This window comes from Candidatus Pelagibacter bacterium nBUS_36 (genome assembly GCF_051201215.1).
Lineage (GTDB): Bacteria > Pseudomonadota > Alphaproteobacteria > Pelagibacterales > Pelagibacteraceae > Pelagibacter.
On record NZ_CP172839.1, the window covers coordinates 734,603 to 758,171 of the forward strand.

Here is a 23,569-nt window from a genome sequence, read left to right on the forward strand (position 1 = left end):
ATTTGCTATAAATAAATAATTTTAATTTAAAAACATTCTAAGTTAGTGAAAAATTTTGATTTTATAATTCTTGGTGCGGGATCTGCAGGATGTGTACTTGCTAATAGATTGTCTGAAAATCCAAATCATAAAGTTTTGCTTTTAGAAGCAGGTGGAAAAGATAACTATCCATGGATTCATATTCCCGTTGGTTATTTTAAAACAATGCACAATCCAAAAACCGATTGGTGTTATCGAACGGAGCCTGATGAAAGCATGAATAATATTTCTATTAGATATCCCAGAGGAAAAACTTTAGGTGGAAGCTCATCAATTAATGGTCTTTTATATATACGAGGACAGCATAGAGACTATGATGTTTGGAGACAATTAGGAAATAGTGGTTGGGGATGGGACGACGTTCTCCCCTATTTTGTTAAAGCAGAAAATCAAGAAAGAGGTCAAAGCGAATTTCATGGAGTTGGTGGACCTTTATCGGTTTCAGATCAAAGAATTCATTTACCTCTTTTAGATGAGTTTCAAAATGCAGCAGAGGAATTTGGAATACCTAAAACAAAAGATTTTAATACTGGTGACAATCATGGGTGTGGTTATTTTCAAGTAACTCAAAAAGATGGTTTTAGATGCAGTACATCAGTTGGTTATTTAAACCCAATTAAACATAGAAAAAATTTAAAGATTATTACTAACGCACATATAAAAAAAATAAATTTTGAAAATAAAATAGCTAAAGATGTTGAATTTTGGGAGGGTGATGAGCTTAAAAAAGTTCAAGCGAATAGAGAAATAATATTATCATCAGGTGCCATTGGCTCTCCACAAATTTTACAAGTATCAGGAATTGGTAATCCAGAAAAATTAAAAAACTTAGGTATTAATACGGTTCAAAATTTAAATGGTGTTGGTGAAAATTTACACGATCATTTGATGTTAAGACCCATTTATAAAATTCAAGGACTGAAATCACTTAATAAAAAAATTAATAGTTTATTTGGAAATTTGATGATTGGGCTTGAATATGTTTTTAATAGAAGTGGACCGATGACTATGGGTGCTAGTCAATTATGTATGTTTGCAAAGAGTGATGCTTCTTTAGAGTTACCAGATTTACAATGGCATGTTCAACCTATGAGTATGGATGCGTTAGGAGCAACTAAAAATCATGACTTTCATGCATTCACTCCAACAGTTTCAAATATTAGACCAACAAGTAGAGGTCACGTAAGTATTGTGGATAAAGACTCAAGAACTTATGCAAAAATTAAGCAGAATTATCTTTCAACAGACCATGACCGAATGGTTGCTGCAAGAGGTCTTAAATTAACGAGAAAAATTGTATTACAATCTGAAACTTTTAAAAAATATTTACCTGAAGAATATAGACCAGGCGTAAACATAAATGATGATGAAGAGTTAGTTAAAGAAGCATCTAATCATGCTCAAACTATATTTCATCCTGTTGGAACATGTAAGATGGGTCAAGATGATATGGCTGTAGTTGATGAACAGTTAAAGGTTAGAGGCATTAAAAATCTTAGAGTAATTGATGCATCGATTATGCCTAACATAACCTCAGGAAACACTAATGCACCAACAATAATGATTGCAGAAAAAGGTGCAGATATGATATTAAGCAGCTAATGTTTTCAGAATTATTTGGAGCCGAACAGCTCGTCATCTTAAGTCAAATTATTTTCATAGATTTAGTATTAGCTGGTGATAACGCAATTATAATTGGAATGGTTGCTTCTAAGTTTCCTGTTGAGCAAAGAAAAAAAGTAATTTTCTGGGGTATAGGTGGTGCTGTAATTTTAAGAATTATCTTAACTATGTTAACAGCTTACTTGCTGCAAATCACAGGCTTGAGGTTAATTGGGGGATTATTATTACTTTATATTGTTTACAAACTTTATGTTGATGTAATTAAAGGTCAATCTAATGAAGAAGATATAAAAGTTGATAACTCAAGCTTTATGAAAGCAATATGGACTGTTTTACTGGCTGATTTTACGATGAGTTTAGATAATGTTTTAGGTGTAGCTGGTGCTGCGGGTGATCATTATGTTCTATTAATTTTTGGATTAGCTTTATCAATTATTTTAATGGCAACAGCAGCCAATTTAATATCTAGATGGATTAATGAATATAAGTGGATAGCTTGGATTGGTTTAATTGCTATACTGGTAGTTGCTATAGAATTAATCTATACAGACTTAAAATTGTTTATTTAATATGTACCTACAAAAAATTAATTTAAAAAATAAATATGCACTAGTAACAGGTGCTGGTAAAGGCTTGGGAAGAGCTTGCTCTATTGCTTTGGCTGAAGCCGGTGCAACAGTGATTGCTTTAAGCAGAACTTCATCTGACTTAGATAAATTAGAAAAAGAAATAAAAAAAGTTAAAGGAAAGATTATAAAAGTTCCATGTGATGTGATGAACTATGATGATTTAAAACAAAAGATAGATAAAATTAAAATTATAGACGTTCTCGTAAATAATGCGGGAACAAATATCCCTGAACCTTTTGAAAAAATTAAACAACAAAGTATGAATTACTTGGTCGACCTAAATCTTAAAGCGGCTTTTAATGTTGCTCAACTTGTGGTTAAAAAAATGTTAAAAAATAAAAAAAGACCTGGCTCAATAATTAATATGTCTTCACAGCTTGGTCATGTTGGCATGAGTGGTAGAAATGTTTATAATATGACTAAATTTGGTATTGAAGGATTAACCAAGGGTATGGGTGTTGAATTAGCAAAAAATAATATTAGGGTTAATACAGTTGCACCTACTTTTGTTGAAACACCAATGGTTAAAAATTTTTTCAAAAATAAGAAATTTAAAAAATTAGCTTTAGGTAATATTCCCTTGGGCAGAGCTGCAACAGAGAGTGATATTGCAACAACTGTTTGCTTCTTAGCTTCATCAGCTTCCTCAATGATTACAGGAACATCAATAGTAATAGATGGCGGATGGACAGCTCAATAATTTATAGATTTTTTTTAGTATTTTTAGTTCTTATAACCACACACGTTAAAGCCCTAGAATTTCAAGGTAAATTCACACAAGGACATTTTATATTGGGTAAAACTGACCCTAAGGCAAAAATTAAAGTTGATAAAAAAGAAATTAAAGTTTCTGAAGATGGTTTTTTTGTTTTTGGAATTGATAGAGATAGGAAGTTTGATTTAACTTTTACGAAAACCTTGGATGGTAAAACTTCAAAAATTACAAAAAAAGTTTTAAAAAGAAAATATAATATTCAAAGAATTGATGGACTTGCAGAAAGCAAGGTAACCCCTCCAGAATCAGTTTATAAAAGAATTAAAAAAGAAAATAATGCAATTGGTGAAGCTAGAGCAATTAATTCTAATTTACTTTTCTTTAAAGAAAATTTTATTATGCCAGTCGAGGGTATTATTAGTGGAGTTTATGGTAGCCAAAGAATTCTAAATGGTAAACCTAGATGGCCACATTACGGTATAGATATAGCAGCAAAACAAGGAACATTAATTATCTCATCTGGAACTGGAGTTGTAACAATGGCAGAAGATGATTTGTATTATACAGGTGGCACAATCATCATGGATCATGGACATGGCATCTCAACAATCTATTCACATTTAGAAAATATTTTAGTATCTGTTGGAGATAAAATTAATCAGGGCGATATAATAGGAACTGTTGGCTCAACTGGTAGATCAACTGGACCACATCTTGACTTTAGAATTAATTGGTTTCAAACTAGGCTTGATCCAATGTCAGTATTAAAATAAGTAAACAAATAAAAAAACGCAATTTAAAAAATTAAATATGAATATATTTAAAAAATTTATAGAATCAAAAAGATATGTTTATTTTTTGCCTAAATTTTTGAGATATAAAATTTTTAATATAAAAAAACTAAAAATTTATCATACAAAAACTGGAAGTTATTATCTTCCTCAATATGCGATTAAAGATATAATTAGAAATACAATTATAGCTGATCAAATTTTTGATGCACACATACTTGAACTTGCAAAAAAATATATAAAACCCAACACAATAGTTTTAGATTTAGGTTCAAATTTTGGTCAATTGGGAATTTTATTTTCAAAAACTTTTCCAAATGTTGAGGTTTATTGTTTTGAAGCATCACAATATATCTATGAAATATTAAAAAAAAACATTAAATTAAATAATGCTAATGCAAAGCCTCTTAATCATATAATCAGTGACGAAAGTAATATTAAATTTAAAATACAATCTGCAAATTTAAAAAACTATAATACGTATGGTTCAAATAAAATAGAAAAAGCTGAAAATGATTCAAAGAAAAATTATGAAGAAGTAGAAGTTAAGAAAATTGATGACTTTGATTATGATAAAAAAATTTCTTTTATGAAAATTGATATTCAGGGCTATGATTTAATGGCTCTTAAAGGTGCAAAAAGAACAATTAAAACTCATAAAATGCCAATTGTTTTTGAGTACACTCCAGAATTTGCAGAAGAATTAAAATATTCATTTAAAGACTTTGAAGATTTTATAAATGAAATTGATTATTATATAGTTAAGAAGATTGATTATTATAATTATTTAATTTTACCAAAAAATTAAATTTCTGTTTTAGCTCTTAGTCGTTCATATAATAATCTGGTTTTAACGCCTAAATTTAAAAAGGGTTGTGGTGGTAACCAGGTTGGTTTACTTCTTGCTTCAATAGTTTTGATCTCATCAGAATTTTCATTGCTTGCTTTAATGGCAATCTGTTCTCCAAATAAAGTCCCAACGCCTATTCCTGATCCGTTATAACAGCCAGCTACAAATATGTTTTTATCGATTTTATCAAAAATCTGTGAACTATTTCGTGTCCTAGAAACAATACCAGACCATGATGATTGAACAATATTATCTGGCAGTTGTGGAAATCTTTTTTTAATTCCGATTTTTTGATTAATAGATCTTTTATCTAATTCCGATTTAATCATTTTAAAAGGATTGTGTACCTCTGCAGTATTTCTTATTAAAATTCTTCTATCTTTTGTCATTCTTATTGTAGCACCCATTGGTCTTACTGGTAATACTCCCCACTCTTTAGGTTTTCCAATTAACTCATATTCATTATCATTTAATGGTCTTGTCATACTTGCAGTTAATGTAATTGGAAAATTATAGTTTCGTTTAATTCCTAGAGATTTTAAAAATCCATTTGTGGCAAAAATAATTTTATTGGTAGTAATTTTACCATTTTTAAATTTACAAGAAATATTGTCTTTGTTTTTATTCCAGCTTAATAGAGAAGTGTTTTCATATAAAATAACATTATTTGGCAAGACATCAATCATAGCTCTAACTAATTTACCTGGGTGTAATAAAATTCCTCCTTTAGTATGAAGAGCAACATTGTAAAAACTAGTGCCTAATTTTTTTGATAAATCACTTTTAAAAAATAGATTATTTTCAAAACCTAATTTAGAGAGTGTGTTTGAAAAATTTGCTAAAACTTCTTGATCAATTACTTTTGAAGATGCAAAATATTTACCACATTCATTCCAATCACAATCAACTTGATGTTCGTTAATAAATTTTTTAACAATATTTATACCTAGATCATAAATGTCAGTTTTTTTTTTATAACTTTCCAATTCTTTGTTAGATGTGAAGCCATCATTAAGTGTAGTATCAACTAAATATCCTGAATTTCTACTACTTGCACCCTCACCTGCTAATTGTGCATCTACTAATATAATTTTTTGATTTGGGTGTAATTGTGCTAATTTTCTTGCAGCAGATAAACCTGTATACCCAGCTCCTATTACAAGCCAGTCACAATCATCATTGGATTTAAGAGTTTCAATATTTGTCCTAGGAATTAAATCTTTAATCCAACCACAGGTATTATCGTTAGTCACTTCCATGAAGTGACTTTACGATAATTGTAATATTTTTAAAAGATTTTAAGAGTTTAAAGAAGGTTGCTTCTTCATATCTGCTTTATTGATACCAGCAACTTTAACTGGTTTCTTCATAGCATCTCTTCTAAATGGTTCACCAAGCTCTTGGTTTAGAATTACTTCAATAAATGTTGTAATTCCTTTCTTTTGATCCTCGCAAGATTGCTTAATAGCTGCTGTAGTTTCTTCCATCGTTCTAACTGAAACTCCTTTTAATCCACATGCATCAGCAACTTTAGCGTAACTTAATTCTGGATCAAGCTCTGTACCAATAAAGTTATTGTCATACCAAAGTGTAGTATTTCTTTTTTCAGCACCCCACTGGTAATTTCTAAATATAACCATTGCAATTGCCGGCCACTCTTCTCTTGCGCATGAACTCATTTCATTCATGCTAATACCAAAAGCACCATCACCAGCGAAACCTATTACTGGAGTATCTGGACAACCAATTTTAGCACCTAAAATTGAAGGAAAACCGTAACCACAAGGACCAAATAATCCTGGAGCTAAATATTTTCTTCCTTTTTCAAAAGTTGGGTAAGCATTTCCAATTGCACAATTGTTTCCAATGTCACTTGAAATAATTACATCTTCTGGCATACCAGCTTGAATTGCTCTCCAAGCTTGTCTAGGAGACATTCTATCTGCATCTCTTTTTCTAGCTTCTTCATTCCAAACAGTACCCTTATCATCGTCCTCATGATCAAGACTCGATAATTTTTGTAACCAGGCAGATTTAGTTTGATGAATGATATCTTTTCTTTGTTGTCTATCTGTGTCACCTGCTGTTGGTGATAGTTGAGCAAGAAGTTGTTGAGCAACTAATTTAGCATCACCACAAATTCCAACTGAAACTTTCTTAGTTAAACCTATTCTATCAGAGTTCATATCTACTTGAATAATGCTTGCATCTTTTGGCCAGTAATCCATTCCATAGCCTGGTAATGTTGAAAAAGGATTTAATCTTGTACCTAGTGCTAAAACCACATCAGCTTTCTGAATTAATTCCATTCCAGCTTTTGAACCATTGTATCCTAATGGACCTGCAGCTAATGGATGGCTTCCTGGAAAACTATCGTTGTGTTGATAACCAGAACAAACTGGTGCATCTAATTTTTCAGCAAGTTTTTTACAATCCTCAATAGCTCCACCAATTACAACGCCTGCGCCAGATAAAATTACTGGAAATTTAGCGTTAGATAATAAGTCAGCAGCTTTTTTAATTGCATCAACACCCCCACCTTGTGTTTCTAATCTTACGATTGGTGGCAGATCAATATCAATTACTTGTGTCCAATAATCTCTTGGTACATTTATTTGTGCAGGAGCTGATCCTCGGATTGCTTTTTCAATAACTCTATTTAACACTTCTGCCATTCTTGAAGGATCTCTAACTTCTTCTTGATAACAAACCATATCTTTAAATAAATTCATTTGTTCAACTTCTTGAAAACCACCTTGACCCATAGTTTTGTTTGCTGCTTGAGGTGTAACTAATAAAAGTGGAGTGTGATTCCAGTATGCAGTTTTAATTGGTGTAACTAAACCTGTGATACCAGGTCCGTTTTGAGCAATTACCATAGACATTTTTCCAGTCGCTCTTGTATAACCATCAGCAATTAACCCACCATTAGTTTCATGAGCAACATCCCAAAAAGTGATTCCTGCATCAGGAAAAATATCTGAGATTGGCATAAAAGCTGAACCAATAATTCCGAACGCGTGTTCAATACCATGCATTTGTAAAACTTTTACAAAAGCTTCTTCTGTTGTCATTTTTGTCATAAAACTAGAACCTCTCTAAAGTAAAATTTAAAATATTTAAAATTCGTTTGTTAATTTTTGGGATTAATATATAAGATTTTACAAATTTCAAACAAACAAATCGACACAATAATTATGGCTACAGATATTATAATTCATGACAAAAAAGACAACGTAGGAGTAGTTGTTATTGAAAAAATCACTCCAAAACAAGACTGTGCATGCTGGATAATGGAAGATGACAGCTCAACAAAAATTCAATCAGTAGACGAAATCCCTTTAGGGCATAAAATTGCGATGGTTGATCTAAATGAGGGTGACACAATCCTCAAGTACGGTCACGATATTGGTAAAGTGGTTAAATCAATTAAAAAAGGTGAACACGTTCATGTTCACAATGTAAAAACAAAGAAGTGGTAATAATATGGAAATTCCAAAAAGTTTTTTAGGTTATAAAAGAGAAAACGGCAGAGCCGGAACAAGAAATCACGTAATCATACTACCTGTTGATGATATTTCTAACGCTTGTGCTGAAGCTGTAGCAAACAATATTAAAGGAACAATAGCTCTTCCTCACTCATATGGAAGACTTCAGTTTGGAGCTGATTTAGAGCTTCATTTTAGAACTATGATTGGAACAGGATGTAATCCAAATGTTGCAGCTGTGATAGTTATTGGTATTGAGCCAAAATGGACAAAAAAAATTGTTGATGGAATAGCTAAAACTGGAAAACCAGTTGAAGGATTTCATATTGAAAGAACTGGAGACATTGGAACTACAATGAAAGCTTCTAAAAAAGCTCAAGAATTTGTAATGTGGGCTTCAGAAAAACAAAGAGAAGAGTGTCCAATGAGTGATCTTTGGATTTCAGTGAAATGTGGTGAATCTGATACAACATCTGGATTAGCTGCAAACCCAACAGTTGGTAATTTAATGGATAAATTGGAGCCAATGGGTGTTCATTTATGTTTTGGAGAAACATCAGAATTAACTGGTGCTGAACAAGTTTGTGCAACTAGAGGTGCAACTCCTGAAGCTTCAGATAAATTTATGAAAACTTGGAATTCTTATAATGATTTTATTTTAAAAGAAGCAACAGATGATCTTTCGGAAAGTCAACCAACAGCTGGAAACATTGCAGGTGGACTAACTACAATTGAAGAAAAAGCATTTGGAAACTTTCAAAAAATTGGAAATTGTAAATTTATTGATGTTTTAGAACCAGCAGAAGAACCAACTAAAGGTAAAGGTTTATACTTTATGGATACCTCTTCAGCAGCTGCAGAGTGCGTCACACTTCAAGCTGCAGCAGGATTTAACATTCATTTATTCCCAACAGGTCAAGGTAACATTGTTGGTAATCCAATTGAACCTGTTGTTAAGTTAACTGCTAATCCATTAACTGTAAAAGGTATGGGTGAGCATATTGATTGCGATGTTTCAAAAATATTAACTCGTGAAATGAATATGTCTCAAGCGGGAGATGAGTTAATTAAAACAACATTGAGAGTAGCAAACGGAAGATTAACTTGTGCAGAAGCTTTAGGTCATAAAGAATTTGTAATGACTAAACTTTACAGAAGTGCTTAACCAATCTTAACTTTCTTATGAATTTCAAACAATACCTGGTAGTACTACCTGGTATTGTTTTAGCTTTTGTTCTTTACACACTTTCTCAGGGATTTAATAACATTATCGGAATTGAACTTTTGGGTTATGAAAAAAGCCCAATATCAACTGCTATGATTGCTATTTTACTGGGAATGTTTTTTGGAAACATATTTCAGATGAGAGATAGTTTTATAAAAGGTTTAGATTTTACTCAAAAATATATTTTAAAGTTTGGTATTATTTGTTTAGGAATTCAGTTAAAGCCTTTTGAATTTTTAGAATTTGGTTCAATTGCAATACCTTTGATTGCTATCTGCATTATTAGTGTACTGATAGTAATTAAACTCTTGATTAAAAAACTCAAAATACCAACAAGAATGGCTTATCTTATATCTATAGGCAGCACTGTCTGCGGAACAACAGCTATAATGGCAGCAGCTCCTGTAATTGGTGCTAGGAAAAATGAGGTTTCTTACGCCATAGCAAACATTACTTTGTTTGGAATTTTATCAATGTTAATTTATCCTTATTTTGCTAATTTTTATTTTGATGCTGAACCATTATATGTTGGTTTATTTTTAGGTACATCAATACACGAAACATCTCAAGTAGCAGCCGCTGGACTTATTTACGATCAACAATTTAATAGTCCAGAAACTATGAATGTCGCAACAGTTACAAAATTAATAAGAAATACATTTTTAGTTATAATGATTCCGCTATTTGCATTTCTTTATAATAGAAACAACGTTATTAAAAAAGACTACTCAATAATAGCCATTTTTCCTTATTTTGTATTAGGTTTTGTGGGAATGATTGTTTTAAGGAATATTGGAGATCAATTTTTTTTAGTGTCTTATAATGACTTATGGCTCAATACAGTGCTAACTATTAAATCATTATCAAAAGTATTTTTAACGATGGCTATGGCAGCTATTGGTTTATCAACCAATCTTAAAGATCTTAAAAGTATGGGTTACAAACCATTTGTTGTAGGTTTTATTGGAATGGCGACAGTTGGTGTAGTTAGTATTTTAACTATAGAGATTTATTTAAACTTTTTAAATTAAGATTTTAATAATAATTTTTTTCTTAAATTTGAAAAAAATCGTCTTATAAAAGCAGCACCAACTCCTAGAAAAACCGCAAACATAATTGAAAATAAACCATAAAAGAACGGCATATCTTTAGAAAATTCTAAAATAAATAATGAGAAGAAATTTAAATCTTCATTTGAAATCTTGATTATTTCCTCTGCAACTTGTTCTGCAAAAAATGTGTCATAGGCAATAGCTATACCAACAATTAATAATAAAATTGCAAGTAGAGCTTTAAGTCCAGAACTGTCAATTTTTTCACCAAGTTTTTGACCAATTTGTACACCTACAATTGATCCAACAACTAACATAAACACAAGTAATAAATCTATTGATCCATAATTAAATGAATGAAGAAAAGTAACTATTACGCTTACAAAAATAGTTACAAAAAGTGAGGTACCTGGAACTAATTTGGTTGGCATCTTAATAATATAAATCATAGCAGGTACTAAAATAAAAGCTCCACCTATACCCATGATAGCAGCTATAAATCCTACAAGTAAACCAATTATAATTGGAGTAAACGCACTTTCATATAATTTTGATTTAGGAAATCTCATTCTAAAAGGAAGACCGTGTATCCAATAATGAACGTGTAATTTTTTTTTAACTAAAAGGTTTCTTTTAGCTTTATCAATTTCTCCTAGACTTTCTACCAACATCAAAGTTCCAATAATTGCTAAAATATACATATACGCTAAAGAAATAACTGTATCTATTTTTCCTATCCCTTTAAAATAAGTAAACGTATAAATACCAAGTGTCGTACCAACAGCACCACCAATTACAATCATCAAGCCTAATTTATAATCTAAGGTATCTTTTAAATAATGTGTTGTGGATCCAGATACTGATGTCGCAAGAATATTGTTAGCTTCATTTGCGACTGCATAGGCTGGAGGAACACCTAAAAAAATTAAAAATGGTGTCATTAAAAAACCACCACCAACTCCAAACAAACCTGAAAGTACTCCAACGATTGCACTCAACAAAAGTATTTCAATTGGATTAACAAATACTTGAGCGATTGGTAAAAATACTTCCATAAAAATTTCAAATGTTGTTAAAAAACAACTTAATTAAAAGTGATAAAAGTTCCAACTAAAATAACACCCCAATAAGTGGCAAGGCTTAAGAATATACCTGTTTTAATAATAATTATTTTAGCGTTAAATATTTTGTTTATGATTTTTAAGTTGGAAAGTTGCATTACAACCGTAAATACACCCGTAACAATATTTGTCAAATAAATATTAGATTATATATCAATTTTTATATTCTAGTAAATTGTAGCACCAAAGACTTTAATAACTCCATCTTCCTCACCCAGAACCAGACGACCAAGAAATTCTCCTGAAATTTCTTTATTGGTTTGCTTAATAAGTACAGTGACATGAACACCTCTTCTTAGGCAGCCAAAAGGCTCGAAGGTTTCTTTTAAATTAGTGATTATCTTGTTATTAGCCCACTGTTTACCTAGTTCAACTTCATTCGCCCCAAAAAGCATTTGAGTTGAAAAATCTTTAGTAAATCCACCGTAATCTTTTAGATTTGATGATTTAACTAAATTATCCCATATAGGTTTAGCTAATTCATAAACCTCATCGTCAGTTTTTGACAAAATATCCATATGCTAATCTTACAGAATTACTATGAAGCTTTTTTCTTCTCGTTCTCATCCACGATATGGTAGACAGGAACTTTCTCCATACTAAACTTACCAGTTTGAGGATCTCTTCTAGAAACTGTTAAACAATGCCAATTATCATCGTCTAGTTTCATGTGATCACCTCTATAGTAGTAACCAGGCCATCTAGTTTCTTCTCTAAACATAGTATGTTCGGTTACACACTGAGAAGTTAAAGCTCTATGTTTTAGCTCCCAAGCTCTCATAAGCTGGTGATAATCTTCTGCTCCAACATTTTCTAAATCTTCTTCTAACCAAGCTAAAAGCTCTAAACCTCTTTTAAGCATATTAGCGTTAGTCATATAATTAGTTGCAATACCACCCACATATTCGTCCATAATTCTTTGTAGACGCTGTAAACCTTGGATTGGTGAAATATAGCTTGGAGAAACTGTTCCTCCAGTAATTTCATTTTGTGCAACTGTATATGTTTCAAGCGGTTTAAAGACCTTTTCCTTAAAATCTTCGCACTGTTTATCAGATACTTTCAAGCCATCAGCTTTTTTATCTTCGATATATTTAACTGCTGCTTTTGCCGCTAATCTACCTTCAGTAAAAGATCCTGATGAAAATTTATGCGCACTTCCACCTACAGTATCTCCAGCTCCAAATAGTCCATCAATTGTAAGCATTCTGTTATAACCCCAGAAATATTCTGGTGGAGATAAATCTTCTGGACCGCTGACCCAAGCCCCTGAACAAGTAGCATGTGATCCCATTACATATGGCTCAGAAGTTGTCAATTCTGGGTTAGTGTACTTTGGATCAATATTTTGAGAAGCCCAAACTACAGCTTGACCAACAGTCATTCCTAAGAAGTTTTCCCAACCAACAGTTTCTAAGTGAGGATCTTGAAAAGCCTCAGTTGTGACCATATGAATTGGCCCACCACCTGCCATTGTTTCTTGAATAAAAGCATGGTTTCTTAAACAAGTGGGTGTAGGATGGTGATCAATATATTCACCTACTAATTCCTTAGTTTGGTCATACCATTTCTTTTCGTAGTTCTCACCATTAGCATTTTGAGTATAAGTTTTTAAATGTAAGAAATATGCACCAACTGGTCCGTATCCATCTTTAAATCTACATAACACAATTCTGTTTTCCATTTGTGTCATTTTTGCTCCAGCTGCAATCGGTAAAGCATAAGCTGAACCATTACTCCAGGGAGCATACCAAGTTCTTCCCATACCTTCACCAACAGCTCTTGGTTTGAATATGTGAGAAGCACCACCAGCTGCAACTATTACGGCTTTTGCTCTGAATACATGAAAATCACCTGTTCTCATATTAAATCCAACAGCACCACCGACTCTGTTTTCTTGAGTTTCATCCATTAAAAGATGAGTGATCATAATTCTATTGTAAATTTTGTCTGCTGATTTTTTTGCTGCTTCCGCAACGATTGGTTTGTAACTCTCACCATGAATCATAATTTGCCATTTACCTTCTCTAAGGTATCTGCCAGTCTCTTCATTTTTCATCATTGGAAGACCCCATTCATCAAACATATGAACAGTTGAGTCTACATGACGAGCCATATCATAACCTAAATCTTCTCTAACCATTCCCATAAGGTCATTTCTCGCATATCTAACATGGTCCTCAGGTTGATTTTCACCCCACTGCATACCCATGTAACAGTTGATAGCATAAAGGCCTTGAGCAACAGCTCCACTTCTATCGATATTAGCTTTTTCAACACAAATAATTTTCATGTCTCTGCCCCAATGTCTTGCTTCAAAAGTGGCACCAGTTCCGGCCATACCACCACCAACAACTAGAACATCGCAATCTTCGTAATGTGTTTTATGTTTAGCCATTAATAGTAAACTCCTTTTTTAAATGAATCTTTAGGTACAACTGGCAATTCACCATCTATATTAAGTCCTTGAGGTTCAGTGTATAATCTTTGAGAATTGATTTCTCCTTGATTTGGTTTTTCACCATCTGCAAGTTTTGGAATAAATTTCCCCCAAGGTTTTGTTGTAATTGGTGAAACAAAATCTTTCTCTGTTCCATTTCTAAATTTAATTTTCCAAGAGATTGTTCCTTTTTCTTCTTCTCTTCTTACTCTAACACTGTGTCCCATTGGAGCAAAATCAGCATAACCTCTAACATCAATTGCATGATTTGGACATGCTTTAACACACGAATAACACTCCCAACAAAAGTTAGGTTCAATGTTTTTTGCACGTCTGATGTTTTCATCGATATGCATTATATCAGATGGGCAAATATCCACGCAATGACCACAGCCATCACATCTAGTCATGTATACAAATGTTGACATATTATCTTTTCTCCTTATTTAAAATTTTCATAATTAATAATGTTTAGGTTGTTCTCTTTTAATTCCTAAACCAAACTGTTCAGGTGCATCTGCTGGTGGTGGTAAATTATCTCTAGACCCATCAGCTTCAGCTAGATTTTTTTGTATTGCAGCACCAGGCTTGTAAAACATGTGTGCAAATTTTGACCAATAAACTCCTCCAAATAAAACTAAATTTGAAACAACAAATAAAGCTAAAAATAAAAAAGAAAGTTCTGTCTGACCATTAGATTGAGTATATGACCAAGCCAGTCCAAAAGTCGAGCATGCTAATAGTGCTAATACAAATAAATCTGCTTTGATTATTCTATACCAAGGATGAGCTTCAGCCGAAACATCGACTCTTAAGAAAAACCAAAACCAATATCCACCCACACATGTCAAAATAGCACCAACATGCCATAACATTGACCACATAGATGATGACGACTTATCAGCACCTGTATAACAAAATACTAATACTGCTGAAGACACCCAAAAAATAATTGTGCCATACATTCCAAGTACATGAGATAATCTTCGCTTTCCAAATCCAAGTTCAGCTGTAGTTCCAATATCAACGACAGTTGTTTTTGCAATTATGGATACTTTTTCACCTGCTCCTATTTCTCTAGTTGCCTGAAGCTTAGCTTTTTTTGCATTATTTAAAAAATACGTCAAATTTTTATGATGTATCATTTGAATGATTGTACCTAGCGCAATTAATGCAATCATTGCTATAATAAAAGATTGCATAGCAAATGGAGATACTGTCTCAGCTAGTATTGAAAATGGATTAGTCTCTAACATTTTACCCTTGTGTTAAATTTTTTTGAATTAATTAAAGAGTTTTCTAATCTAGATGTTTAGCTAGATCAACCCTAAGTATTGGTCAATTTGTCTTTAATAACAACCTATAATTTAAATTTTACGCTTGTAGTGTTGATTTTTTTGGATCACTGACCTCACACCACCTTGAGGATTCTCAACATCATTTTCCCTTCTCGGAATTAAATGAATGTGGCAATGCATAATTGATTGGCCTGCTATTTTACCAGCGTTCGTTCCGACATTGAAAGCTTTTACAGTATTGTCTTTACTTAGAATTTCTTCTTTGATCTTTTTAATTAGATCATTGCATGCGATTAACTCTTCATTAGTTAGTTCAAAGTAATCAATTAAATGTCTTTTTGGAATTATTAGACAATGATGATTTGAAACTGGATAAGTATCATAACTTGCATATGCCAATTCATTTTCATACGCAATACCACTGGCTTTTGAATTACAAAACAAACAAGGATTATTAGGGTCTTTCATAATTTATTTATATTTTGGACACTTATTTATAGCTGAATTAAAATACTTTAATAATTGATTATAAATTTTTAATTCTTTTCTTTTCCAATTTACTTGGTTAATTGTTTTAACTGAAGCAATTCCTTTTCCAGAACCTATCAAAATAATTTCATCAAATTCATTCAAAGAATTTATTAGAATATCCTTTTTAATAATATTCTTAATTTTTGACTTAAAAAACTTATATGTAATTCCTCTATAAAATTTATTAATTGGTGAAAAGATCTTTTTATTTTTAACAAAAAGTATATTTGAAGTTCCTGTTTCAAAAATTTTTTTATTAGAACACAGCCCAATATCAGATTTAGAATTATCAAGTTTTGATAAATACTTTAAAATTTTTTTATATTTCAAGTTTTTAAATTCTGGTTTTTGTCGTTTGAGGTTAACTAATTTTAAGTTAAAATTTAAATTTGGCTTAATTCTTTTACGCAGAGAAATTGATAAAGTATTTTTGGTAACAGCTACTCTTAACAAGTGATTATATTTAATTTTGCTATCTAAATTCTCTTTAATCAATTTTAAAATATCAGATCTTATAGATGGTTTTAAAATAGAGTAAGCCTTAGTAGATTTAATTAAATTGTTAATATGATCTCTAAAAAATAAAATTTTTGGAGGAGATCCAAAAATCCACATTGTAGTAAATACACCGTTATCACCCCAAAGATCTTTGAACTCGATTTCTTTGAGATCTTTAAGTCGATAAGATTTTTTTAATAAGTAATTTACCATTTATTGTAAGAAATGACTCTGGGTGAAATTGAAATCCATATATTTTATCAATGTTGTTTTCAAATGACATTGCGGCTCCTGAAATAGCACATCTCATCGTTATGTCAAAATTTTCAGCTTTAAACGGCTCTTGTAATTTTAAAGAATGGTAACGACCTACTTTAAATTTTTGACCAGGTTTGAATAATTTACTAGATTTACTCACTATTACATCTGATTGAAACCCATGATAAATTTTGCTTTGCTCAATTATATTTGCACCTTCGCTAAATAATATTTGTTGAAATCCAAGACATATTCCGATTATTCTTTTTTTACCTTTAAACTGATTGTAAATCTTTGACGAAAGCGGGTAATCTTTAGGTGAACCTGGACCTGGAGAAAAAACAATTGTTGAAGATCTATTTAACTTTGACTTATTAATTTTACTAAAATCATCACATTCTACTTGATCAAATAAAGACAATTGATGAACTACATTATGTGTAAAAGAGTCTTTATGATCAATTACATATATCATTTGTACAAATCTATTAGCGCTTTTGCTTTAATAAAGTTTTCATTAAATTCATGTTTAGCGTTACTGTCAATCACAACACCAGATGCAACTGATATTTCAGAAATATTTTTATAATTTAAGATTGATCTAATAATAATATTAAATCTCATATCACCATTAAATTTAATAAAACCAAAACTTCCAGTGTATATATTTCTGTTTTCTTTTTCTTGAAGATTTAAAAGATTAAGTGTGCTTATTTTGGGACAACCAATCACAGAGCCTCCTGGCATCATAGCTTTTATTATATCTAAATTTTTTATATTTTTTTTCAACTTACCAATGACTAAACTTACATAATGATAAAGATCCTTATATTCTTCAACAGTTTTTTCTTTTTTTATTTTAACACTTCCCGGAACACATATTCTTGAAAGATCATTTCGCTCCATATCAACAATCATATTATGTTCTTTGGTTTCCTTGATATTATTTCTAAAAAATTTTAAAGCCTTACTTTTATTAAGTTTATTATTTTTTCTTAATGTTCCAGCAATTGGTTTGGTTGATATAGATAAACCTTTTTTTGTTATCAAATTTTCAGGTGAACAGCTTATAATCGAAAAATTTTTATCCTTAATCATAAATGCTTCTGGGGCTAAATTTGTTTTAGCAAGCCTACAAAAGAAATCCAAAGGATCAATCGTTGATTTATTTTTGTATTTTGTACATATTTTAATCTGATAAGTTTCACCAGATTTGATTTTCTTTTTAAATTTATTAAATATTTTTGTGTATGAATTTTGATTTATGTTAATCTTAAAATTCTTGTTTATTTTGTTTTTTTTTTGTGAATTAAAAATCAAATTATCCTTTAAATTAATCTTAGTTTCGGGCTTATAAAATATCCCCTTAGGAAAATTAATGCTTTTCTGTTTGGGTAGCTTAACTCCAATTAATTTATTTAATATTTCATAACCAAAAAAGCCTATAAATAAATCAGTATTTTTGCTTCTAGATTTATTTTTTGTTCTCAAAAACTTAATAATATTTTTATCATTCAAAATTATTTTTTTTGAAAAGTCAGTGTAAAGATCAAAACCTTTGATTGTCTTGTAAACAATAAAGGCTTTCTTAGAATTATTAATTTTATTTAAATAATTTTTATTTATCAATTGTTTAGGTTGTTTGAAGTCTTGCAACTTGTTTTTCTATTATTGGTAAGTGTATCAAACCTGCAAAAATTGATAAAGCAATAGATATATACCAAGCATAATCATAAGATCCATAAAGATCATGAAAGACCCCTCCTAAATAAGCACCTAAAAAAGATCCTACTTGATGGCTTAGAAATACAATTCCATATAACAATCCAATATATTTTGTTCCAAAAATGAGACCGACTAATCCCATTGTGGGTGGTACTGTCGAAAGCCATAAAAAACCAAACATAATACCAAACATCACTGCAATAATTGGACTGGAAGGTAAAAATATAAATAAAGCTATTACCAAACCTCTTGCTAAATAAATTGTACTTAGAATTATTTTTTTACTAAATTTTTGAGCCAAATATCCCGATGTTAATGTTCCTGCTATATTAAATAAACCTATCATTGATAAAATTGTCACTGTGCACCACTCTGGTAATCCTCTATCATTAATATAAATTGGAATGTGTGTTGCAACTAAAGCAATGTGCCATCCACAAACAAAAAAGCCTAGAGTTAAATATATAAAACTTTTGCTTTTAAATGCTTCTTTAAGTGCCTCGCTTGCTGTTTGTTTATCGTCTACAATCCCACCAACAACATCTTTTGGTGTATTTAAATAAAAAGCCAATATCATACCTGCAAGAATAAAAACTGCAAAAATTAAAAGTGTAGTTTCCCAACCAAATTCAACAAGAGAATATCTTGTAAATACTGGGGACACAAAGTAACCAAAGGAGCCAGCTGCAGTAACAATACCAATTGCAGCAGTTCTATTTGATTGTGGAAAATGTTTTGCAACCACAGAAACTGGGATGCTAATTGCAGTTCCTCCCAGCGCTACACCTATTAAGACACCTATGCCCGTAACAAAATAAAGCCCCGTATTGTATTCTGAAACCAACATCAAAATACCAAGTAGATAAAAAATGAAACCAATAAATACAGCTATATGTCCTCCATATTTATCTGTAATAACTCCAAACCAAGGTGCAAAAGCTCCCCATAAAAACATTTGAAGACCTAATGCAAAACCAAACTGAGATAAAGTTATTCCTAAATCAGTTGAGAAATCAAAATAAAACATTCCAAATGTTTGTCTTATTCCAAGGGAAACGATTACAATTAAACAGGCTGAAATTAAAGTAATTAGAACTGTTTTATTTTTAATAAATTTTTCAGAAGACATTCAAATTTTACTTTAAATGTTTTAGTGATTGCTTAATATCAGCGATAAGGTCGCTAGGATCTTCAAGTCCAATATGCAATCTTACGATATGCTCATTTTTTTCTAATTTAAGATAACTTCTATTTCCTTGTTCTCTAACATTTTGATGCAATGCCAAACTTTCAAATCCTCCCCAACTATAACCATGTCCAAATAATTTTAAATTATTAACAAATTTAACAACTGCTTTTTCACTTTTGGCTTTAATTCTTAAACCCATTAAGCCTGAAGCACCTGAATAATATTTCTTCCACATTCTAAAATTATAAGAATCTTTTTTATATGGATACAATAATTTTATATCTTTAAATTTTGATAAAAACTCTGCAACTTTTTTTGCATTTTCTCTGTGTCGATCTAATCGAACATCTAACGTCCTCAATCCTCTTGTAATTAAATAAGCATCATCAGGACCCAACCTTAAACCAGTAACTCGTTCTGCAGTTTTTACTTTTGCAAAAACTTTTTTATTAACAGCTAAACTTCCTCCCATTACATCAGAATGACCAGAATAATATTTTGTTGCAGACACAATTGACATATCAAAACCAAGCTTAATAGGTTTTAAGAAATATGGGGTTCCCCATGTATTATCAATTGCAGTTAAAATTTTATTTTTTTTTGCTATAGAAATAATTTTACCAAGATCTTGAAAATCAAATGTATTACTTCCTGGATTTTCTACAAAAATTAATTTTGTTTTATTTGTAATAGCTTTTTCTAGTGTCTTTAAATTATGTGGATCATAAAAAGTGGTTTTAATATTAAATTCTTTCAGAAAATCTTGAGATAGTAATCGTGTTGGACTGTAAACTGGATCAGCTACTACAATTTCATCGCCAGGTCTTGCGACACTAAAAATTGCAAGAAATACAGCTCCAAATCCAGTAGGTGTTAAAAAGGTAAAATAACTTTCTTCTAGTTTTGATAAAATTTGTTGAAGTATATGAGTCGTTGAAGTCCCTTGTCTTCCATAATCAAAATGTCCACCGGTAGGGTTTTTTTTTGCTTTATCTTGAGTTTTTCTAATATCTTGCATCGATTTGAAAATAATCGTTGAAGCTCTTACAATTGGTGGATTAACAGACTGATTATGAAAGTCTTTTGCCGTATGTTTTAAAAATGTTTTAAAAGAATTACTCATAATAAAATTTGATATGTTAAGAAGACAATGCTATATCCCGTAAAAAACGTCAATAAAATTAATAAATAGGACTTAATGAGTTACCCGAAGAAACATAGAGGTAGAAGAAAACAAGGCTCTAAAAAGAGAAGAGCAAAGAGAAAAAACAAGAAGAAATAATTCCTCTATTCTTTAATCCAACCACCCCCAAGAACTCTATGGCCAAACTGGTCTTTGCTGTAGAATACGCATGCCTGCCCTGGTGAAATACCGTCTTCAGGATTAGTTAAATTAACATGAGCTGTATTATTTGCTTTTAAATCAACTTTTGCTTCAAGAAGATTTCCAGTAGATCTCACTTTTACAAATATATTTTTATCAAGATCCTTTTTATCAGTTAATAAATTAAGATCTTTAAGAGATATGTTTTTTTTTCCAAGGTTTTCTTTTGGACCAACTATAATTTCATTATTATCTGAATTTATCTTTAGAACATAAAGAGGCTCTACATCAGAAACTTTAATTCCTTTTCTTTGTCCAATTGTAAAATTAATAATACCATCATGAACACCTATTACTTTTCCATCCAAATTTTTAATATTACCTTTTTGAAATGAATCTGGTCTAAATTTTCTAATTACTGATGCATAGTCACCATTAGGAACAAAACAAATATCTTGGCTATCAGGTTTATCTGCAACATTTAAATCTAATTCTTTTGCAATCTCTCTTGTTTTATCTTTAAGCATACCACCTAAAGGAAATCTTAAATAATCTAGTTGTTCACGAGTTGTATTAAATAGAAAATAACTTTGGTCTCTATTTTCATCTATAGCTCTATACATGTTGTTAACATTGTTTGATGTAACATTTTTTACATAATGACCTGTAACTAAAGCATCTGCCTTAAGCTCTTTTGAAACTTCAAACAAATCTTTAAACTTTACAGTTTGATTGCATTGAACACATGGTATTGGAGTTTCTCCATTTAAATAACTATCAACAAAATTATCTATTACCCCTTGTTTGAACTTATCTTGGTAATATAAAATTTTATGCTCAATCCCTAATTTATGAGCAACTCGTTTAGCATCCATTATATCTTGACCAGAACAGCATTGTTTGGATGCAGCAACTTCTTTACCGTCATCATAAAGTTTTAAAGTAATGCCTATTACTTTATATCCATCATTTTTCATAATACCGGCAACTGTTGAAGAATCTACACCACCCGACATAGCAACAACTACTATTGTGTCTTCTGGTTTTTTGTCAATTCCAATAGAGTTTAATTCTTTAACCATAAGGTGGTATTTATACTTATTTACAATATAAGTTAAATTAAATGATTTTAGATTATGAACCAGGTGACAAAGTCACTAATCCTAACAATAAAGACTGGGGTATTGGTCAAGTCCAATCCATCATAAATGGTAAAGTGACTGTTAATTTTGAAAATGTAGGAAAAAAAGTAATAAATGCAAATAATATTGAGCTTAAAAAGATTAATTAGAATTATATGGAGATAAAAAAAATTATTGAAAATTTAATAGATACTTTTTTATCAGCTGGAGAGCTTTCAATTGATCTTAGGAAAAAGGGTTTAAAAAAAGAAATCAAATCTGACAATACACCAGTTAGCAATGGAGATTTAGAAGTTAATAAATTTATTACACAAAAAATTTCTGAGATAACACCAGATATCCCAATTATATCTGAAGAAACTTCTGATAACAAAGATAACACTCAACTGAAAGATTTTTGGTTGGTTGATCCAATTGATGGTACTTATGATTATATTAACGATTTAGAAGAATTCACAATAAATGCTGGTTTAATTATTAATAACAAGCCTGCAGCAGGATTAATTTATGCGCCTGCCAAAAAAAGAATGTTTTATTCTTATGGTGAAGGATGTGCTTTTGAATTAAGTGATGGAAAAACCACAAACTTAAGTGAAAAAAATACTATAGCTAGGCCAATTAAATTTATTTCTTACTCAAATAAAATAAAACCTGAAATTCAAAAAATTTATCAAGATATTGGTGTGGTTGAAAATGTGAGAATGAAAAGTTCACTTAAGTTTTGTGTTGTGGCCTCTGGCGAATATGATGGCTATGTTGCAGAACCAAGAGCTTATGAGTGGGATATTGCAGCTGGTCATGCAATATTAAAACACTCAGGTGGAACAGTAACAGATTTTGATGGTAAAGAAATATTGTATGGAAAAAAAGATTTAAAAAATCCAAGTCTTATTTTAAAAAGCAAAAATATATTATAATGGATGAACAATTAAGAATTATACTAATTATAATAGTGTCTGTTTCAATTTTTGGTTTATTAGTTTTTGTATTTGTTAAAAACTATGTAAGACAAAAAATTAAAAATTTAGTTGAAGAAGAAAATGATAAAAAAACTAAAGTAGATTAATTATTTTAAGATATTCATCTTTTTCTATATCCATTACTTTTCTTGAGGTCTCAAAATCGAAACCATTTCTAGCCAATAAGGAAATATCTTTTTTATAAAACAGAGCTCTATTATCTTCAGTCCTTGCTGGTCCTATCCTTTTTTTCTTACAAATTTTTATAGCTGAAAAAAAATCTTGATCAGAGTTATCTTCTTTTATTTTATTTACTGTATCTTTAATAAATTCATCATTAATACCTTTGCCTACTAAATAGTTTCTAATTTTATTAATTGAGTTTCCTCTTTGAATCATGCTCTTAGCCTTGCTTTCAGAATAAAATTGATCATTTACAAATTTATTTTTTTCTAAGTCCAGTAAAACAATATCAATTAATTTATTCACATCTTTTTTTCTTATGTCTGATGAAGATAATTTCATGTATTTTTTCAATAAATATGTCTTTAGTTGTTGTTTTGAGGGTGCATATTTCTCAACATAAGCAAATGCAAAATTTCTCATTTCTTCTACTGTTACTTGAAGAGTTTTTTTTCTATTTCTTATAGGAATCATAGTTAGATTTTATAT

General features: G+C 30.6%; 26 protein-coding genes. 11 read left to right on the forward strand and 15 right to left on the reverse strand.

Annotated features, from left to right (window positions below; translation table 11 throughout):
• Positions 1-45 precede the first annotated feature (45 nt).
• Genes ACIJYI_RS04020 through ACIJYI_RS04040 form a run of 5 tightly spaced genes read left to right on the forward strand, consistent with a single transcriptional unit; the run spans position 46 to position 4,605 of the window.
• Positions 46-1,641, forward strand: coding sequence for a GMC family oxidoreductase (locus ACIJYI_RS04020; protein ID WP_435112967.1), 1,596 nt, complete (start codon positions 46-48; stop codon positions 1,639-1,641).
• Positions 1,641-2,231: a TerC family protein gene (locus ACIJYI_RS04025; RefSeq protein WP_435089459.1), complete on the forward strand. Its 591-nt coding sequence runs from the start codon at positions 1,641-1,643 to the stop codon at positions 2,229-2,231. The genes ACIJYI_RS04020 and ACIJYI_RS04025 overlap by 1 nt, the downstream gene beginning before the upstream one ends.
• 1 nt (position 2,232) lies before the next feature.
• Positions 2,233-2,991 carry an SDR family NAD(P)-dependent oxidoreductase gene (locus ACIJYI_RS04030; RefSeq protein WP_435112969.1) on the forward strand — a complete coding sequence of 253 codons (759 nt, stop codon included), beginning with the start codon at positions 2,233-2,235 and terminating at the stop codon, positions 2,989-2,991.
• Complete coding sequence (locus ACIJYI_RS04035) at positions 2,976-3,779, forward strand: M23 family metallopeptidase (protein ID WP_435112971.1); 804 nt, start codon at positions 2,976-2,978, stop codon at positions 3,777-3,779. The genes ACIJYI_RS04030 and ACIJYI_RS04035 overlap by 16 nt, the downstream gene beginning before the upstream one ends.
• Before the next feature lie 37 nt (positions 3,780-3,816).
• The gene (locus tag ACIJYI_RS04040; RefSeq protein ID WP_435112973.1) at positions 3,817-4,605 is read left to right on the forward strand and encodes an FkbM family methyltransferase; all 789 of its coding nucleotides are present in this window, start codon (positions 3,817-3,819) and stop codon (positions 4,603-4,605) included.
• Here ACIJYI_RS04040 and ACIJYI_RS04045 read toward each other — a convergent pair.
• Complete coding sequence (locus tag ACIJYI_RS04045) at positions 4,602-5,906, reverse strand: NAD(P)/FAD-dependent oxidoreductase (protein ID WP_435112975.1); 1,305 nt, start codon at positions 5,904-5,906, stop codon at positions 4,602-4,604. The genes ACIJYI_RS04040 and ACIJYI_RS04045 overlap by 4 nt on opposite strands.
• Positions 5,907-5,945: 39 nt before the next feature.
• Positions 5,946-7,730 (reverse strand): sulfoacetaldehyde acetyltransferase, encoded by a 1,785-nt coding sequence (gene xsc / locus ACIJYI_RS04050; RefSeq protein ID WP_435112977.1) that lies wholly within the window; start codon positions 7,728-7,730, stop codon positions 5,946-5,948.
• 114 nt (positions 7,731-7,844) lie between these two features.
• On the opposite strand from xsc, the gene ACIJYI_RS04055 reads away from it, so the two are divergent.
• The 3 genes from ACIJYI_RS04055 to ACIJYI_RS04065 are packed head-to-tail and all read left to right on the forward strand — an operon-like array spanning position 7,845 to position 10,391.
• Positions 7,845-8,129 carry a UxaA family hydrolase gene (locus ACIJYI_RS04055; RefSeq protein WP_435112979.1) on the forward strand — a complete coding sequence of 95 codons (285 nt, stop codon included), beginning with the start codon at positions 7,845-7,847 and terminating at the stop codon, positions 8,127-8,129.
• A 4-nt stretch (positions 8,130-8,133) separates the two neighbouring features.
• Positions 8,134-9,300: a UxaA family hydrolase gene (locus tag ACIJYI_RS04060; protein WP_435089260.1), complete on the forward strand. Its 1,167-nt coding sequence runs from the start codon at positions 8,134-8,136 to the stop codon at positions 9,298-9,300.
• A gap of 17 nt (positions 9,301-9,317) precedes the next feature.
• Positions 9,318-10,391, forward strand: a complete 1,074-nt coding sequence (locus ACIJYI_RS04065) for a YeiH family protein (RefSeq protein ID WP_435112981.1) — start codon at positions 9,318-9,320, stop codon at positions 10,389-10,391.
• Here ACIJYI_RS04065 and ACIJYI_RS04070 read toward each other — a convergent pair.
• From ACIJYI_RS04070 to mnmA, 12 genes are all read right to left on the reverse strand, one after another.
• A complete protein-coding gene (locus ACIJYI_RS04070) occupies positions 10,388-11,467 on the reverse strand; it encodes a sulfite exporter TauE/SafE family protein (protein ID WP_435112983.1) in 1,080 nt (359 codons plus the stop codon). The genes ACIJYI_RS04065 and ACIJYI_RS04070 overlap by 4 nt on opposite strands.
• 233 nt (positions 11,468-11,700) lie before the next feature.
• Positions 11,701-12,051: a hypothetical protein gene (locus ACIJYI_RS04075; RefSeq protein WP_435089484.1), complete on the reverse strand. Its 351-nt coding sequence runs from the start codon at positions 12,049-12,051 to the stop codon at positions 11,701-11,703.
• A gap of 20 nt (positions 12,052-12,071) precedes the next feature.
• Positions 12,072-13,931, reverse strand: a complete 1,860-nt coding sequence (gene aprA, locus ACIJYI_RS04080) for an adenylyl-sulfate reductase subunit alpha (protein WP_435112985.1) — start codon at positions 13,929-13,931, stop codon at positions 12,072-12,074.
• Entirely contained in the window at positions 13,931-14,401 is a 471-nt protein-coding gene (aprB, locus tag ACIJYI_RS04085) for an adenylyl-sulfate reductase subunit beta (protein ID WP_435112987.1), read from the reverse strand. Before aprB ends, aprA begins: the two co-directional genes overlap by 1 nt.
• A 33-nt stretch (positions 14,402-14,434) precedes the next feature.
• On the reverse strand, positions 14,435-15,229 hold the full coding sequence (locus tag ACIJYI_RS04090) for an adenylyl-sulfate reductase (RefSeq protein WP_435112989.1): 795 nt from the start codon (positions 15,227-15,229) through the stop codon (positions 14,435-14,437).
• A gap of 111 nt (positions 15,230-15,340) precedes the next feature.
• The gene (locus ACIJYI_RS04095; protein WP_435112991.1) at positions 15,341-15,739 is read right to left on the reverse strand and encodes an HIT family protein; all 399 of its coding nucleotides are present in this window, start codon (positions 15,737-15,739) and stop codon (positions 15,341-15,343) included.
• A gap of 3 nt (positions 15,740-15,742) precedes the next feature.
• The gene (locus tag ACIJYI_RS04100; RefSeq protein ID WP_435112993.1) at positions 15,743-16,513 is read right to left on the reverse strand and encodes an aminotransferase class IV; all 771 of its coding nucleotides are present in this window, start codon (positions 16,511-16,513) and stop codon (positions 15,743-15,745) included.
• Positions 16,476-17,033: an aminodeoxychorismate/anthranilate synthase component II gene (locus tag ACIJYI_RS04105; protein WP_435112995.1), complete on the reverse strand. Its 558-nt coding sequence runs from the start codon at positions 17,031-17,033 to the stop codon at positions 16,476-16,478. Before ACIJYI_RS04105 ends, ACIJYI_RS04100 begins: the two co-directional genes overlap by 38 nt.
• A complete protein-coding gene (locus ACIJYI_RS04110; protein ID WP_435112997.1) occupies positions 17,030-18,187 on the reverse strand; it encodes a chorismate-binding protein in 1,158 nt (385 codons plus the stop codon). Before ACIJYI_RS04110 ends, ACIJYI_RS04105 begins: the two co-directional genes overlap by 4 nt.
• Before the next feature lie 4 nt (positions 18,188-18,191).
• Positions 18,192-19,412, reverse strand: coding sequence for an MFS transporter (locus tag ACIJYI_RS04115; RefSeq protein WP_435112999.1), 1,221 nt, complete (start codon positions 19,410-19,412; stop codon positions 18,192-18,194).
• A gap of 7 nt (positions 19,413-19,419) precedes the next feature.
• Positions 19,420-20,595 carry a trans-sulfuration enzyme family protein gene (locus tag ACIJYI_RS04120; protein ID WP_435113001.1) on the reverse strand — a complete coding sequence of 392 codons (1,176 nt, stop codon included), beginning with the start codon at positions 20,593-20,595 and terminating at the stop codon, positions 19,420-19,422.
• Positions 20,596-20,759: 164 nt separating this feature from the next.
• Positions 20,760-21,878, reverse strand: coding sequence for a tRNA 2-thiouridine(34) synthase MnmA (gene mnmA / locus ACIJYI_RS04125; protein WP_435113003.1), 1,119 nt, complete (start codon positions 21,876-21,878; stop codon positions 20,760-20,762).
• A gap of 41 nt (positions 21,879-21,919) precedes the next feature.
• Between mnmA and ACIJYI_RS04130 the strand changes: the two genes are divergently transcribed.
• The 3 genes from ACIJYI_RS04130 to ACIJYI_RS04140 are packed head-to-tail and all read left to right on the forward strand — an operon-like array spanning position 21,920 to position 23,004.
• Positions 21,920-22,087 (forward strand): DUF3553 domain-containing protein, encoded by a 168-nt coding sequence (locus ACIJYI_RS04130; RefSeq protein ID WP_435113005.1) that lies wholly within the window; start codon positions 21,920-21,922, stop codon positions 22,085-22,087.
• Positions 22,088-22,093: 6 nt separating this feature from the next.
• Positions 22,094-22,855: a 3'(2'),5'-bisphosphate nucleotidase CysQ family protein gene (locus ACIJYI_RS04135; protein ID WP_435113007.1), complete on the forward strand. Its 762-nt coding sequence runs from the start codon at positions 22,094-22,096 to the stop codon at positions 22,853-22,855.
• A complete protein-coding gene (locus ACIJYI_RS04140; protein WP_435113009.1) occupies positions 22,855-23,004 on the forward strand; it encodes a hypothetical protein in 150 nt (49 codons plus the stop codon). The genes ACIJYI_RS04135 and ACIJYI_RS04140 overlap by 1 nt, the downstream gene beginning before the upstream one ends.
• On the opposite strand, the gene ACIJYI_RS04145 is transcribed toward ACIJYI_RS04140, so the two are convergent.
• A complete protein-coding gene (locus tag ACIJYI_RS04145) occupies positions 22,991-23,554 on the reverse strand; it encodes a regulatory protein RecX (RefSeq protein ID WP_435113011.1) in 564 nt (187 codons plus the stop codon). The genes ACIJYI_RS04140 and ACIJYI_RS04145 overlap by 14 nt on opposite strands.
• Positions 23,555-23,569 lie beyond the last annotated feature (15 nt).